Below are 16,685 nucleotides of genomic sequence, written 5' to 3'. Positions count from 1 at the left end.
ATAAGCTAATGACCGTTGCTGGACTCAGTTTCTGTATTCACTGGGCGCCATCCCTGTCCACCGCTTGAACTGGCGGCTAAAATGCGCATTGGTCTTATATCCTAGCATCATCGCGATATGGTCCATGCTTAAATCCGTTTGCTTTAACAGCCGCTGAGCTTCGCCCAAAAGGGTTTCTGACAAGAACTTGCGAGGTGCTTTGCCGTACACTTCACGAAAGATCCGATTGATCTGGGAGGGACTAAGATTCAGCGACTTGGCGATGTCCTGGATCCAGGTTCGCTCGCTTTCCTGAATTTCACCATGAAGATGAATATATCGCACGGAGTCCTCTATTTGGTCGGCCACCTGACGGGCAATGGCTTCTTTTCTTGTCAAGGTTACGGATACGTTCTGAGACAACTGGCCGACCAGGGTGCCGAGCAGTTCAAAGACGGCTGCATGCACTTTCATCTGTTTGAAGGCCGGTAATGAGCTGGACAAGTGCTCTCTGGCCAGATCAAATAATGTAGATAGAGAGGAAGACAGTCCCTGGGCCAATGCCGAATCGGCCGAATAATAAATGTCCTTGCAGCGGTTGAGTTCTCTGCAAAACGAAGTATCGTGTACGCTGAAATGAACGGAAAAGTAAGTGAAGCCCTGCGTTCCGGCGCCGGTGCAGGAATGAGTCATACCGGGATGGATGAACAACAGGTCTCCGGCGGACTGTCTGTACAACTGTCCGTTGACCACCATGTTCATCTCGCCATCCATCAACCAGTGGATCTCATACATGGAATGCTCATGAGACGGATAAGTCCAGTGGGAATCCACCTTTCTTGCGTGCAGTCCTAATAATTGAAAAGACATCCGAACATCGGGCAGACGGCCTAAATATACAGCTTCTGAAAGCTTGGTCACAGCAACCTCCTCGAAAAAATCTGAATTCCAGATACGGATACATTTATATTAACAGAATTACAATGCGTGAAAAGGATAAATCGACGTCATGATTAGCACATCGTCAGGGACCATCTGTGATGCTAAGGTAATACTATCAACCCAAAGGGGAAATGGGAGGCAAGCCTGAATGAGAATAATTCGATTTCTGGACGGGCAACAGAAGCGGCTGGCAGCAGTTACGGATGATGAAAGAGTCTATCATCTGCCACAGCCGGATTTTATGACTCTGATCCATCAAGCCAGGGAGCGTGGGATCTCTCCTGTCCAACTGGTTGAAAGCGCTTTTAGTCCGGTGAATGAGTTGGCTGGTGACTGGACTTCTCTGCACCTTGTCACGCCAGTGGAAGCACCGGAGGTATGGGCGGCAGGCGTTACGTATCAACGAAGCCGCGAAGCACGAAATTATGAAGCAACGGATGGAAAACTGGATGCGGAGACATTTTACGATAAAGTTTATGAGGCTGAGAGGCCTGAGATCTTTTTCAAATCCACGGCTGCCCGCACCATCGGACCGAACGAGGCCGTCACGCTGCGCAGTGATTCCACATGGCAGATCCCTGAGCCTGAGCTGGGATTGGTGCTTGGCGCAGACGGCAGCATTGTGGGATATATCGTCGGCAATGACATGAGCTGCCGCGATATCGAAGGGGAGAACCCGCTGTACCTGCCGCAAGCAAAAATATGGCGCAATTCCTGTTCCATCGGACCGGCCATCCGGCTTGCGGAAACGGTACAGAATCCATATGCATTCAGCATCGTCTGCGAGATTTATCGCGAGGGTCGCATTGTCGTTAAGAGCGAGGCGAGTACGAGTGAATTAAACCGAAAGCTGGATGAGCTGGTCTCGTTCTTGGCAAAGGACAACGATTTATTCGATGGTACGGTGCTTTTGACAGGCACAAGCATTGTGCCGCCTAATGATTTTACGCTTGAGCCCGGGGACCGGATTGCCATTTCGATCAGCAGTATCGGAACGCTGGTGAACCGTGTCTTATCAAATTAGTTTTTAATAAGGAGGACATATTTCCATGACGGCATTTCAGGGAGAGCAAGTATACAGGAACTATATCAACGGAGAATGGATAAAGGCTGCGTCCGGAGAAACCGAACCCAGCATCAATCCGGCAAACCGGAATGAGGTAGTCGGTTATGTGCCGGTTTCCAATATAGAGGATCTGAACCGTGCTGTCGGAGCGGCCAAAGCAGCAGGCCGGGATTGGCGGAGATTAACCGGCGCGGAACGCGGCAATGTTCTGTTTCGGGCGGCGAATGCGCTGGAACTCCGGGCCGAGGAGGTCGCCGAGGCGATGACCAGGGAAATGGGTAAAACGCTTGCTGAAGCTAAAGGAGAAACGATGCGCGGCGTTGCGATCCTAAGGTATTACGCCGGTGAAGGGATGCGAAAAATCGGCGATGTCATTCCTTCCACGGACAGCGAAGCGCTGATGTTTACGACACGCGTACCGCTTGGCGTCGTGGGGGTCATTGCTCCATGGAATTTTCCCGTAGCGATTCCGATTTGGAAGACGGCCCCGGCTTTGATCTACGGCAATACGGTTGTGTTAAAGCCGGCACAGGAAACAGCGGTCACGGCAGCCAAAATCATGGAATGCTTTGAGGAAGCGGGAATTCCGGCAGGCGTTCTCAATCTTGTATGCGGCAGAGGATCGGTGATCGGATCTGCGCTTGCCGAGCATCCGGATGTCAACGGGATCACGTTCACGGGTTCCAACGAAGTCGGAAAGCGTGTCGGCGCAGCCGCATTGGAACGCGGGGCCAAGTATCAACTTGAAATGGGCGGCAAAAATCCGATCATTATCGCGGCAGATGCCGACCTGGACTTGGCAGTCGAGGCCACCATCAGCGGCGGCTTGAAATCCACCGGCCAGAAATGCACCGCCACCAGCCGGGCCATTGTTGAACGAAAAGTATATGAAGCCTTTAAAGAAAAGCTCCTGTCGCAAATCCGGGAGATCCGATTGGGCGACGGCATGTCATCCGAAAGCTGGATGGGCCCGTGCGCGAACGAAGGACAGCTCGAAACGGTGCTGAGCTATACTCAAAAAGGGCAGGATGAAGGTGCCGTACTGCTGACCGGCGGAAAAAGAGCGGACGGTCCAGGGCTTGAAGATGGATTCTATGTCCAGCCGACCGTATTTGAGGGTGTCGAACCGCATATGTCCATCGCCCGGGAAGAAATCTTCGGCCCTGTGCTTGCGTTGATCGTAGTGGATTCCCTGGAGGAAGCCATAAAGACGGCCAATGACAGCGACTATGGCTTGAGTGCCTCCATCTATACGCAAAATGTCGGGGCAATGCTGTCTTTCATCCGGGATATGGATGCCGGATTGGTCAGGATCAATGCGGAAACGGCCGGCGTAGAACTGCAGGCACCGTTCGGCGGGATGAAGATGTCAAGCTCGCATTCCAGGGAACAGGGTCAAGCGGCGATCGAGTTTTTCACTACCATCAAAACAGTCTTCGTAAAGTCATAAGTTGCAGGAGGGTGCCATGCACGAACCGATTATGTCGATTATGGGGGAGAAGGACTCAAATTGTTTCGATATTATAGCGCAAGCTCCCGGGGCATCGGGACGTCTGCCTTTAACCGATGATTTGCTGCGGAACGCTCCGAGCGGCGACTTGTTCGGCATGTCCCAGAATGTGGGAATGGGCTGGAAGCCCGGGGAATTGAACGGAAAACAGTTTCTGATCCTGAGCACGCAGGGCGGAATTCGCAATGAGGACGGCAGTCCTGCAGCCCTCGGTTACCATACGGGCCACTGGGAGGTCGGCCTGCTCATGAAGGCTGCGGCGGAAGAGATAGCGAGCCGCGGCGGAATACCGTTTGCCGGATATGTCAGCGACCCCTGTGACGGCCGATCACAGGGCACGACAGGCATGTTCGACTCGCTCCCGTACCGGAACGATGCCGCTCTCGTGTTCCGCAGACTGATTCGTTCCCTGCCGACGCGCAAAGGCGTGATCGGCGTCGCCACCTGTGACAAAGGTCTGCCGGCGATGATGCTTGCGCTTGCAGGCATGCCGAAGCTGCCCGGAGTGATCGTTCCCGGAGGCGTCACCCTGCCGCCTGTCGATGGAGAGGATGCAGGCAAAATTCAAACGATCGGCGCACGGTACGTCAGCGGCGAACTCTCGCTTGAAGCGGCGGCGGAGCTTGGCTGCCGGGCATGCTCTACACCGGGGGGAGGCTGCCAGTTTCTGGGCACGGCGGCAACGGCCCAGGTCGTCGCCGAGGCGATGGGCATGACGGTGCCGCATGCCGCGCTTGCGCCTTCCGGGCAGCCGATCTGGATCGAAATGGCGCGCCAATCCTCACGCGCACTGATGGTGATGGAGTCCGAAGGGCTGAGAATGGCGGACGTTGTCACCGATGCGGCGATTCGCAATGCGATGGCTGTTCATGCCGCGTTCGGCGGCTCTACCAACCTGCTGCTTCACATTCCGGCCATCGCCCATGCAGCCGGTTTAACCGTGCCTGCGGTGCAGGACTGGATCCAGGTCAACAAAGATGTGCCGAGATTGGTCAGCGCCCTGCCGAACGGCCCGATCTTCCACCCGACCATTCGGGTGTTTCAAGCTGGAGGCGTGCCCGAAGTGATGCTTCACCTCAGGCAGCTTGGCGTACTGGATGAGTCCGTGCTTACCGTAACAGGTACGACGCTGAGCGAGGTTCTCGACTGGTGGGAATCGTCGGAACGCCGTCATCTGCTGCGGAAGCAGCTGAAGGAGAAGGACGGGATAGATCCGGACAGTGTCATTATGAGCGTTGAGTATTCGCGGCGTCTTGGCATTACCTCTACCGTGACATTTCCAACAGGGAATATCGCTCCGGAGGGCTCTGTGATCAAATCCACGTCGATCGACCCTACGGTACTGGATAACCATGGCGTGTATCGTCACAAAGGAAGAGCAAAAGTGTTTACAACCGAACGCGAAGCGATCCGTGCAATTAAGACTGGCGGTGTTCTGGCAGGCGACGTCGTCGTACTTCTCGGGCGGGGGCCGTCAGGGACCGGGATGGAGGAGACTTACCAGCTTACGTCTGCGCTGAAGCATCTGCCATTCGGCAAATACGTGTCGCTCATTACCGATGCCCGGTTTTCCGGTGTTTCCACCGGGGCGTGCATTGGCCATGTTGGCCCCGAAGCGCTGGCAGGCGGGCCGATCGGCAAGCTTCGGAACGGTGACTTGATCGATATTGTCGTGGATCGCAACACGCTGGAAGGCAGCATGAATTTTGTCGGTGAAGGGGAAATCGAGGTTTCGCCAGAGGAGGGAGCTCTCATCTTAGCACAAAGGCCCTTCCACCCGGATATGCGGCCTGATGAAGCTCTGCCGGATGACACCAGGCTGTGGGCTGCGCTGCAGTCCGTCAGTGGAGGAACATGGAGAGGGAATGTGTACGATGTGGAGCGGATCATAACCGCTCTGGAAGCCGGCAAAAAAGCACTGGGCTGGCATTGAAATCAAACATTTTTGTACAAACATCATTTTCATACCGGAGGTTGCTTCATGCATATGATCACGAACCCCGTTCTTCGCGGTTTTCATCCCGATCCGTCCATATGTCGGGCGGGGGAAGATTATTATATCGCCACGTCGACCTTTGAATGGTTCCCGGGCGTACGGATTCACCAATCCAGGGACCTGGTTCATTGGAAGCCAATACAATCTCCACTGACCCGGACATCGCAGCTGCATATGGATGGCAGCATCGATTCCGGAGGAGTATGGGCTCCCTGCCTTACCTATGACAACGGTGTGTTTTACCTGATTTACACGGATGTCAAAAGCCGGATCGGCGCTTTTAAAGATACCCATAATTACCTTGTGACGGCAACGGATATCGAAGGCCCTTGGTCCGAGCCGGTGTATTTGAACAGCAGCGGATTCGATCCATCCTTATTTCATGATGAGGACGGACGCAAGTGGTTGGTCAATATGATTTGGGATCACCGTAAGGGAAAGAACCGGTTCTCGGGCATCGTGCTCCAGGAATTTTCCGTTAAGGAACTAAAACTGATCGGGCCCGCTGTTAACATATTCAAGGGCACAGAATTAGGGCTGACGGAAGCGCCGCATCTGTACAAATATAAGGATTATTATTATTTAATAACGGCTGAAGGGGGAACCGGTTACGAGCATGCGGTGACGGTAGCACGCTCCCGCACGTTAGAGGGACCTTATGAAGTCGATCCTGCCAATCCGATTCTGACTTCATACGGCAGGCCGGATTTAAAGCTCCAGAAGGCCGGTCACGGTAGTCTCGTCGAAACGCACACCGGTGAATGGTACATGGCCCACCTCGTCGGCCGGCCCTTCAATGTACAGTTTTGCACACTTGGCCGTGAGACGGCTCTGCAGCAATGTATTTGGAGCGAGGACGGCTGGCTGCGCCTTGCGAGCGGTGACCGTTATCCCGAGGTTCAGGTGCCTGCGCCGAAAATCAAGCCACACCCTTTTGAACCGGCACCGGAGATGGACCACTTTGATCAACCCATGCTCCGGAGCGATTGGAATACGCTTCGTATTCCGCCGGATCCGACTTGGCTGAGCCTTGGGGAACGTCCCGGTTACTTGCGCCTGCGCGGCATGGAGTCGATGAGCTCAACGCACAGGCAAAGCATGGTCGCCCGAAGACAGCAGGGTTTTGCGTGTGAAGCCGAAACCTGTCTGGAGTTTGAACCGGACCATCCGCAGCAAATGGCAGGGCTGATTCTGTATTACGATACGAAAGACTATCTTTATTTACGGATAACGTATCACGAAGAGAAAGGAGTGTGCCTCGGAATCATTCAGTCGCGATACGGGTTATACGACGAGCTGCTGGAGGATATCCCGTTGAAATCGGTGAGCTTGATCCGGTTAAAGGTTGTGATCGATCATGACCGTGCCTGTTTTTACTATGGGTTACATGATGATCCGTCCTGGCATCCGGTAGGCGGATGGTTCGATATCACGCATCTGTCGGATGAATCCCCTGAATATATCCGGTTTACGGGAACCTTCATCGGTCTTTGCGTGCAAGATCTTGGCGGGACTCGGAAACACGCTGATTTTGATTATTTTGTATATAAAGAAATGTGAATGGCAATCATCGAGATCATTCGAAAGCATCCAAAGGCATTGTTGATGCTATTGTGAACAGAGAGGATCTTGTGAAAAGGGGTTAAAAACACTCAAATTGAAAAAGAAAAGCGAGAGCAGTTGAAACGCAATTTCAACGTAACGCTGACAAAGATCTCGGGATACCGCTCGGACGTGCTTGGAGGAGGGCTGTTGTATTCAGGGCCAGAACCAGGGAGGCAAGCTGTAGGGAAGGTAGGAGACGGCAGGTGCACGTCAGCATATAAAGACCATATCAAGTTGGTGATTGTGGCTATCAACAAAAACAATGCCGGACGGGCCAAATTTCTGGGCAACCTCTCCACAGGCGGTATCAGACCATTAAGTGCACCCCTTAGAATAGACATTGGAATCCCCTGGCGATTCCGATGATTCTAGGGGTGCATTTATGATGCAAATAAATTACAAATTTCAAGCATTTTCAGAAGACTCAAGTAAGAAACCACCGTCTCATGTGTAGGAAAATGGAGCTATCGACAAATCAACGAACTCGGCCACGAGTTAGCATGGATGCATTAAGACAAAACGATTTCAGCAACGCAGCAGGCAGGAAGGTGCATATCCAGACGGTTGTCCTTAATTGGCTTGACCGGCATCTTTTTTATTTCGACTTGTGGGGGATGTCCGAACGCGTTGTTGCTCGTCATGGTCCCAGAAATGTAACGAACTTCGGCAGAGGAAAACGCTTGACCATCTAACACGCAAAGGAGCTGCTGTGACTCATCTGCGGACAAGTTCACCACTGTGGCGTGAACGCGGTCGTCCGCCCGTTTCGATGCGCTGACGTGCAGAGCCGGCACCTCGGCATCGGTTGTACCCGTTAGCTGCTGCTGGATATAGCTCTCGATCAGTGTCGAATCTTGATGCCCTTTATAGAGATCGAATACATGGTACGTCGGTGTAAGCACCATATCCTCGCCTTCCGTCAGGATGACCGATTGGAGCACATTGACCAGCTGCGCCAGATTGGCCATTTGAACCCGATCGCTATGGGCGTTAAATATATTCAGGGACACCCCGGCGACAATGGCGTCTCGCATCGAATTTTGCTGGAACAAGAATGCCGGGTGAGTCCCAGGCTCCACCTCATGCCAGGTTCCCCATTCGTCGATAATGATCGACACCTCGCCTTTGGGGTCATAGCGATCCATGACATGTTTATGCCGGGTAATTAATTCATCCATATACAACGCCCGGCGCAGGGTTCGATAATATGTCGGCTTATCGAACTCCAGAGCCGGACCTTTGCGCTCCTCGGGATATTCGTCAAATTTGTAATATCCCGGCATGGTGTAATAATGCAGAGACAATCCATTCATATGGGTGCCCGCTTCGCGCATCAAAGTTTCCGTCCAGGCATAATCGTTACCATCGGCACCGCAAGCAACCCTGAAAATCCGATGATTGCCGTAATTGCGAACATAAGTGTTGAATTGCTTGTACACATCGGCATAATATTCCGGCCGCATTTGCCCGCCGCATCCCCAATTCTCATTACCGATGCCGACATATTCAACCTTCCACGGTTCGTGCCTGCCGTTCTGGCGTCTCCAGTTCGCCATTGGCGAGTCTCCGTCAAAGGTCATGTATTCAATCCATTCGCTCACTTCTCTAGGTGTACCGGAGCCGACGTTGGCCGCGATATAAGCCGAGCAGCCGATCTGCTCGCATAGATCCAAAAACTCGTGGGTGCCAAATGAATTGTCCTCTACCACGCCGCCCCAGCCTGCATTCACGATGCGCTTGCGCTCAGCACCGACGCCGTCTTTCCAATTGTAATATTCAGCGAAGCATCCTCCTGGCCAGCGCAGCACCGGCACCCGGATATGCCGCAATGCCTCCACAACGTCGGTGCGTATCCCGCGGATATTGGGAATTGGGCTGTTTTCGTCGACATAAATGCTGCCATAAATACCTCGTCCCAAATGCTCTGAAAAATGCCCGTAAACATTTTTGTTGATTTTTCCGTACTGCCGCCCTGAATCAATGAACAGTAACGCCATTGCCTTCCTCTCCATTCGGAATAATATATGTTGCCAGACCTGTGAACTTCCTTGCGATGTTCCATTATAGCGCTTTCATTTTAACGGTTCAACCCGATTTCACGCTCCCGAACGAGGTTGTAAAAAGATGATAAACTTGTTGAAAACTGCGAGCATGGGGTGGGACAAATGCGTAAACAAATGTTAGAAATGTAACAGCTCGCCTGTATTCATCCCTAAATTTCAGGGTTAAAATGAAACGTGATTCAAAGCAAAAACGATTTCAAGGGGGTTATTAGCATGAAACGAAGGGTTTACCCGAAAGTCGGCCTCATCTTAGCGACAATACTTTTAACAGGAGCGATCGCCGCATGTAGTTCCGACTCAAACAATCCACAGTCGACCAATCCGTCAGGAAGCAGTTCAGGCAAATTATCTGAAGGGGGAGCCACCGCAGCGGAAGGACCGTTCGGCAAATATGAAGAACCGCTTACGATTCGATTTGCCCGCGATGTAGACAACGATATGCAGGATAACATCATACCCAAAACACCTGGCGAAACAGTGGAAGACAACCGTTGGTTGAAAGCGTTCTCGGAAAAACTAGGAATCAACGTAAAATACGATTGGACGGTCAGCGGCGGGGATGCTTATACCCAAAAGGTTAACGTAACGTTGACATCTGGGGATATTCCGGACATGATTCGCGTCACAGCCGCTCAAATGAAACAGATGGCTGAAGCAGATATGATCGAGGATCTCACACCGTACTGGGACGAATATGCTTCTGACCAAATGAAGGAGCTGTACGCGGTGCAAGGGCCTGCGGTCCTCCAGGCCGCTACGGTTGATGGTAAGATGATGGGCCTTGGTCCGCCGGAGGTATACGGAGACGGTGTATTTATCTGGCTTCGTGCCGACTGGTTAGAGAAACTCGGGCTTACAGAGCCCAAAACGATGGATGATGTGATTGCAATCAGTAAAGCGTTTACCACGCAGGACCCGGACGGGAACGGGGTCAATGACACCTACGGTCTAGCCATTACGAAGGATCTGTACGGCGGAGCCATGGGGCTGGAAGGATTTTTTGCCGGATACCACGCGTACCCGAACATGTGGATCGATGACGGATCGGGAAATCTGGTTTGGGGCAGTACGCTTCCTGAAGTAAAGGAGGGATTGAAAGCGCTGTCTTCGATGTATAAGGCCGGTGAAATCGACAAGGAATTCGGAGTTAAGGACGGCGGCAAGGTGGCTGAGACGATAGCCGCCGGCAAGGTGGGCATGGAGTTCGGGCAACAATGGAATCCGATGTACCCGCTCATTAGCAACTATCAGAACGATCCGGGTGCAGATTGGAAAGGCTACGCCTTGGTTTCGGTGGACGGGGAACCGGTGCTGTCACCTCAGAAATTTGCTGCATCGGAATTCTGGGTCGTCAGAAAAGGATTTTCCAATCCGGAAGCCTTGGTGAAAATGTTTAATTTGCACATTGAGTTGAACTGGGGAGAAAGCGGAGATTTCGATTATTATTATATGCCTTCCGCCAATGACAGCGTAGGCGTGTGGAAATATTCGCCGGTACAACCCTACCCACCATTTAAAAACGTGAATGCGTTCCAGGAAATCGAGGAGGCGCGTAAGAATAAAACCTTGGATCAGCTAACCGGCGAGGCACTGTCGATTCAGAAAAATATGGAAGCCTTCAACAATGGAGAAACCACTTTATGGGGATGGCCTAAAATTTATGGGGAAGACGGCGTGTTCCAGCATAGCGTGAAATACCTGGAGAACGACCATTTCATGCTTGAGGCGTTTGCCGGACCGCCTACCCAAACAATGGCGGAAAAGCAGTCCACACTAAAAGCACTGGAAACCGAGGTGTTTGTCAAAATCATTATGGGCGCCACTTCGATTGATGAGTTCGACAAGTTTGTAGAGAACTGGAATACGCTTGGGGGAGCCGATATGACCAAAGAAGTCAATGAGTGGTACGCATCTGTAAAATAAGTGCCTAGGACCATGCGAAAGGATGCTGCATTGACCAAGGGCATCCTTTCCCTTCCTCATTCTCATCTTAAGAAACGGGTGATTTATGATGCAAAAAAGAAGCTGGAAAAGGGAATTGCCTCTGCATGTTATGATTTTGCCGGGTTTTCTATTTTTGCTAGTATTCAATTACCTTCCCATTGGCGGAATCATTATTGCGTTCCAAAAATTTATACCGGCGAAAGGTTTGTTCGGCGATCAGGATTGGATTGGTCTGCGCAACTTCGAATATGTAATGAACCTGCCGAGCTTCGATAACATCATGTGGAATACGTTTTATATCGCGATGATGAAAGTCATTCTAGGACTGCTTGTTCCCATTGTAATTGCGATTCTATTAAACGAGGTCCGGCATATGGCATTGAAGAGAGGTGTGCAGACCGCCATTTACTTGCCCCATTTTTTATCCTGGGTAGTATTGGGCGGAATCTTTATCGAAATTCTGTCACCGAATGACGGCTTGGTCAACCGGGCGCTTCAATCGTTCGGGATTGAACCGATCTTTTTCCTTGGGGACAATCGGTGGTTCCCAAACACCATGATTTTGACAGACGTATGGAAAGAGTTTGGATACGGAACCATCATCTATCTGGCCGCGCTTACAAGCATCAATCCGAACCTGTACGAAGCGGCGCAAATCGACGGAGCGAGCCGTTGGAGGCAGACGCTTCACGTGACGCTGCCTGGGATGCAGATGGTTATTGTATTGCTTATGGTTCTTAATTTGGGGAATTTGCTGAATGCCGGATTTGACCAGATTTTTAACATGTACAGCCCGATGGTATATGAAAGCGGGGATATTCTCGATACCTTCGTGTACCGCATCGGACTGCTGGATGCGCAGTTCGGGGTTGCAACCGCAGTAGGATTATTCAAGTCCGTTATCGCGCTTGTTCTCGTGTCCGTCTCCTATTACATCGCGTATAAAGTTGCGGACTACAGGATTTTCTAAGGAGGGACTGATATGCCTGTAAAAAAGAGGCTGGATTGGTTTGTCGTGTGCAATAGTATATTCTTGATCGCAGTCGGAATGCTGTGTCTGATTCCGATGATACACATCCTGGCCGTGTCATTAAGCTCCAGCGCTGTCGCTGCAACAGGAACCGTAACCTTGTGGCCGAAGGAATTTACGTTGAAATCCTATGAATTTGTCGCACATCGTTCAGCCTTTTGGCAATCGATGCTCGTATCCCTGGAGCGCATCGCTTTGGGAGGGACGCTGAATCTCGTTTTGATCGCTACAGTCGCATATCCACTTTCGAAAGAAAAGGGAGAATTCCGGCTGCGCACCTTTTATTCATGGGCCTTTTTTATTACAATGATATTTGGGGCTGGATTAATTCCGTCTTATATGGTTGTCAAACAGCTCGGGTTGATCGACACGATCTGGGCGCTGGTCTTCCCAACTGCGATTCCTGTATTCAGTGTCATTTTGCTGTTGAATTTTTTTCGAGCAGTACCAAAGGAACTGAGTGAGGCCGCGTTTATCGATGGTGCCGGACATTGGCGAACGCTGTGTCAGATTTACGTTCCGGTATCCTTGCCGGCTCTTGCGACCATTCTGCTATTTTCACTGGTCACGCACTGGAACAGCTGGTTCGATGGGTTAATCTATATGAACGATCCCAGCCATTACCCGATCCAGAGCTACATTCAGACGATCGTCGTTCAGCGCTCGTTAGCCACGATGACGCCGGAAGAGGCCAAGCTGATGGCGGACATTTCGGATAAGACGCTGCGTTCGGCCCAGATTTTCCTTGGAGCTCTGCCGATCATCTGCGTGTATCCGTTCCTGCAGCGTTTCTTTGTCAAAGGAATTGTACTCGGGAGCGTGAAGGGATAAACACGAAAGGCCGACCTCGTTTCCCGCAATAATAATCGTGAATAAGGGAGGGAGGGCAGATCAAGAACAGCATTTTCGCACGATTGATCGCGTCCTTCTTATTGGCGATCGTCCTAATTATTTTCTTGGGCATCTATATGTACAATTGGAGCCTGAACACCGTAAAAAATGAAATTATTAATTCTTCGACTGCACAGGTTTCGTTTTATCTTACAAGCCTGGAGGAGGAGATCGAACGCATTAAAATTTTGCAACACGAAAGCTTGACTGATGAATACCTGGGCAAACTCGCGGTACGGTATTCCATCATGGACGAGTATGAAATCATGGAAAGCATGCGAAAGCTCCATCAGCGTCTCGTCACTATTCATAACAGCAGCTCCTACACCTCAAATGTAAGCGCACACATTTTGCCGATTCAAAAAACCATTTCCTCCACCGCTACCGTAAGTCCGATCGATATGAACAAATTCGATCAGATTCGCGTTCCGGCGGGGGAAACTGGCGCGCAGCTGGTACAATACAAAAATAATCTTTACATAACCACTCTACATACCGGAAATGCCGGCTTGCCTCAAAAGTACATGATCGAGATTGAACTCGATACGACGGCGTTTCAAGAGGCGCTGGGCCAGTTTCATACTTACGACAACAGCGGATCCTTTTTAATTGATCTCACGCACGATATCGTCATTAGCGGCAAAGGCAACGATGCAAATGTACGTTTACAAGATTTGGCGGGAAACTACCATGAACTTAAGAGCGGGAACGTCATATACAGCAACATAAACGGTCAGAAAATGTATGTGGTGTCTGTCAAATCGGATTATTTGAATATGCTCTTACTGCGTTATATTCCCCAAGAGCTGATCTTTGTGCCGTTGCGAGATTTTTATATCTGGCTGTGGGTATTCACCGGTGCAGGCGCAATGATTATGTTGTTTTACTCTATCTACACCTATAACTTAATTCATAAGCCCATGCGTAAGCTTGTCGGATCGTTCCGACACGTCGAGAGCGGAAATTTTAACGTCTCGATCCACGTAAACAGCAAAAACGAGTTCGGTTATCTTTATCAAGGCTTTAATTCGATGGTACAGAACGTATCTGCATTGATCGAGCAGGTATACAAGCAGAAAATTCTAAACCAGAGGGCGGAGCTAAAGCAATTGCAATCGCAAATTAGTCCGCATTTTTTATATAACAGTTTATTTTTGATTAACACGATGGCCAAACTAGGGGACGATAATTTAATCCCTTTTACTAAGCTGCTGGGTGATTATTTTCAGTTTATTACAAGAAATGCTTCGGATTTTTTACCGCTGCGTGAGGAAGTAGAGCACGCACGGACCTATAGCGAGATTCAGTTCATGCGTTTTCCGAGCCGGCTGACGATCCATTTTGAAGATCTTCCGGATGAGGTCAAGGAAATACAGGTGCCTAGATTGATTCTTCAACCGATTCTTGAAAATGCATTCAAATATGCTGTGGAACAAACCAAAGTCAAAGGCTTGATCACAATGCGCTTTCAGCAGGACGATCGCGCTTTGCGTATTATCGTAGAGGACAACGGAACGGATCTGTCGGAATCCAAATTATCCGCGCTCCAAAAGCTCCTTTTCGATACGACCAATATCGAGACCTCAGGTCTGATTAACATTCATCGCCGGCTTCGTTTGATATATGGCGACGAACACGGCCTCATTTTGGAAAGAAGCGCAATGGGCGGCTTGAAGGTGACGCTGCAACTTGACCCGAAAGCGAGTGTGTAAGGGATGTACAGACTCCTGATTGTTGATAACGAAGAGATCATAGTGAATCATCTTTATGAAATTTTTCGAGGATTTGACCATTTGGATCTCGATGTCTATAAAGCCTACGGTGGAGAAGAAGCCATCGAGTGGCTCAACCGTACAAGAATTGATATCGTGTTGACCGATATCGACATGCCCCACATTGATGGTTTGCAGCTCATGGAGGAGATTTTTCGAAGCTGGCCTCAGTGCAGAGTGATTTTTTTAACAGGACACAGTGAATTCAGATATGTATACAAAGCGATTCAGTATCAGGATGTCAGCTATATTCTAAAGACCGAGAATATCGACAAAGTGATTCAGGTGGTCGAAGAGACCGTATCAAAAATCCGCCAAGAAATTAAAACGGAAGATTTGATCCGGGAGGCCAAAGAGCAAATAAACATAGCGCTGAATTTGTTTCAAGAAGATTATCTTCTAGGTATGTTAAAAGGCAGCCGCGGGTTGCAAGCCAGCCAATCACAGTTCGAAGAATTGTCGATCCCGCTGAATGTTAAGTGGCCGGTTGCCCTGGTCGTGGGCAAGATCGACAAATTCCCCGACTCTACCGGTTATATGCAGAAGATGCAGCAAATCTATGCCGTACGTCAAATCATGCACAGGTACTTAGCCACCCGTGTCAATTTTGTGATTGTGCTGGATGATAGTCGCAGATTCGTGATTTTTATTCAGCCTAAGGAGTCGTTGTCCGCTACCGGTATTGAGAATGCGGAGACGATCCTGCAGACGTTCAATAAAACAGTGTCGTTCCTTAAAGGAATATTGGAGGTCATCCAGTCGGCATGCCAGGAAAATATCGGAATTCCGATCAGCTTTACAATCGGCAGCCAAGCGGATGGGTGGGAAACGGTTTCCAATAAGTATCACTCGCTCCACCACTTGCTCAATTACCGGATCGGACTCGAAAATACAGTTCTTCTGATCGACGATGTGGTTAGTCATGATGAACCCGATGAGGCAGGCAATGTTCAGGGTTTGAAGGAAGAGGATCTCGAAGGAGAAAGGCTTGCGCGGGTGCTTAAGTCCAACGATCTTTCGCTTATCGAGCAATATCTGGAGGCAGGACAAAGGAGTAAGTATTTTGAAGCCTTGGAGCTGCTTCTTGCTCCTATCAGAGACGTTCGCACGAAGAATAATGCTTTTGCCCAGGAAATTTATTACACCGTGTCCTTATATTTGATGTCCTATATCAATCGATGGGCACTCAATGAGAAAATTGAAGCTCAGGTGGGTCAAAACAGACTGATGCGGATCGATTTTTTTGACAGCTGGAGCGAAGCTTCCTTATATTTGACGGAGTTATCGTCTGTGTTGTTTGACATGCAAAAAGTAGAGCAGAAAAAACGCGCGGATCATATCATCGATTTTTTGCAGGAATTCATTCGGAATCATTTGGATGAAGACCTGTCGTTGGTGCGATTGGCGGAACAAGTATATTTGAATCCGTCATATTTATCCCGCATCTACAAAAAGGAAACCGGAAACAATCTGACGGAGTTTATCGACTCCTCCCGTCTTATGCAAGCGAAGCGTTTACTTCATAGCGAGAATCTCCGAATCGGTGAAGTTGCCCGCCGTGTAGGCTACGAAACCGCCTCCTCTTTTACTCGTTTTTTCAAAAAGGCTACCGGCTGTTCACCGCAGGAATACAAGGAAAAGCATTTGATCCAAAAGCCATAGCGGCATGCCAGGTGGGGTGGATAGAGCTGTTGCTCCTCATCTAGTGCGTCAGCGGGGTGAGGGGTTCAGCCGATTCTTCATTCTTGAAATATCCGTAGCAATATAATCCAATCCGAAACAATCTAACTTATAGTTGAACCGACATAATGCCCTACATGCTTGCAACTACAAGATCAGAGATTAGATAAGTATCTAGTTATGTTTCCATACACTTTCATTAAGCTA

At 50.0% G+C, this 16,685-nt stretch carries 11 protein-coding genes; 9 read left to right on the top strand and 2 right to left on the bottom strand.

The annotated features are described in order from the left end of the window. Window positions 1–24 precede the first annotated feature (24 nt). Window positions 25–900, bottom strand: coding sequence for a helix-turn-helix domain-containing protein (locus OHJ21_RS08480; protein WP_100537259.1), 876 nt, complete (start codon window positions 898–900; stop codon window positions 25–27). A gap of 169 nt (window positions 901–1,069) precedes the next feature. On the opposite strand from OHJ21_RS08480, the gene OHJ21_RS08475 reads away from it, so the two are divergent. From OHJ21_RS08475 to OHJ21_RS08460, 4 genes are read left to right on the top strand one after another with little or no spacing between them, the layout of a single operon-like run. Continuing rightward, window positions 1,070–1,945 (top strand): fumarylacetoacetate hydrolase family protein, encoded by an 876-nt coding sequence (locus OHJ21_RS08475; protein WP_486019808.1) that lies wholly within the window; start codon window positions 1,070–1,072, stop codon window positions 1,943–1,945. A 25-nt stretch (window positions 1,946–1,970) separates the two neighbouring features. Beyond that, window positions 1,971–3,437: an alpha-ketoglutaric semialdehyde dehydrogenase GucD gene (gene gucD, locus OHJ21_RS08470; protein ID WP_486019807.1), complete on the top strand. Its 1,467-nt coding sequence runs from the start codon at window positions 1,971–1,973 to the stop codon at window positions 3,435–3,437. A gap of 16 nt (window positions 3,438–3,453) precedes the next feature. Then, on the top strand, window positions 3,454–5,430 hold the full coding sequence (locus OHJ21_RS08465) for a YjhG/YagF family D-xylonate dehydratase (RefSeq protein ID WP_009593088.1): 1,977 nt from the start codon (window positions 3,454–3,456) through the stop codon (window positions 5,428–5,430). Window positions 5,431–5,478: 48 nt separating this feature from the next. Beyond that, window positions 5,479–7,053: a glycoside hydrolase family 43 protein gene (locus OHJ21_RS08460; RefSeq protein WP_486019806.1), complete on the top strand. Its 1,575-nt coding sequence runs from the start codon at window positions 5,479–5,481 to the stop codon at window positions 7,051–7,053. A 554-nt stretch (window positions 7,054–7,607) separates the two neighbouring features. Here OHJ21_RS08460 and OHJ21_RS08455 read toward each other — a convergent pair. Then, window positions 7,608–9,095, bottom strand: coding sequence for an alpha-N-arabinofuranosidase (locus OHJ21_RS08455; RefSeq protein WP_486021012.1), 1,488 nt, complete (start codon window positions 9,093–9,095; stop codon window positions 7,608–7,610). Window positions 9,096–9,374: 279 nt separating this feature from the next. On the opposite strand from OHJ21_RS08455, the gene OHJ21_RS08450 reads away from it, so the two are divergent. From OHJ21_RS08450 to OHJ21_RS08430, 5 genes are all read left to right on the top strand, one after another. After that, window positions 9,375–11,084: an extracellular solute-binding protein gene (locus OHJ21_RS08450; RefSeq protein ID WP_486019805.1), complete on the top strand. Its 1,710-nt coding sequence runs from the start codon at window positions 9,375–9,377 to the stop codon at window positions 11,082–11,084. Between the two features lie 88 nt (window positions 11,085–11,172). Beyond that, window positions 11,173–12,075: an ABC transporter permease gene (locus tag OHJ21_RS08445; protein WP_100537252.1), complete on the top strand. Its 903-nt coding sequence runs from the start codon at window positions 11,173–11,175 to the stop codon at window positions 12,073–12,075. 12 nt (window positions 12,076–12,087) lie between these two features. Further along, window positions 12,088–12,966 carry a carbohydrate ABC transporter permease gene (locus OHJ21_RS08440; RefSeq protein WP_100537251.1) on the top strand — a complete coding sequence of 293 codons (879 nt, stop codon included), beginning with the start codon at window positions 12,088–12,090 and terminating at the stop codon, window positions 12,964–12,966. A gap of 263 nt (window positions 12,967–13,229) precedes the next feature. After that, window positions 13,230–14,738 (top strand): sensor histidine kinase, encoded by a 1,509-nt coding sequence (locus OHJ21_RS08435; RefSeq protein WP_486019804.1) that lies wholly within the window; start codon window positions 13,230–13,232, stop codon window positions 14,736–14,738. 3 nt (window positions 14,739–14,741) lie between these two features. Then, window positions 14,742–16,460: a response regulator transcription factor gene (locus tag OHJ21_RS08430; protein ID WP_486019803.1), complete on the top strand. Its 1,719-nt coding sequence runs from the start codon at window positions 14,742–14,744 to the stop codon at window positions 16,458–16,460. The last annotated feature ends 225 nt before the right edge of the window (window positions 16,461–16,685 follow it).

Origin of the sequence: Virgibacillus sp. LDC1 (assembly GCF_025792345.1) — a bacterium.
Lineage (GTDB): Bacteria > Bacillota > Bacilli > Paenibacillales > Paenibacillaceae > Paenibacillus_AQ > Paenibacillus_AQ lautus.
This window is presented reverse-complemented; position numbering and strand designations above follow the sequence as displayed.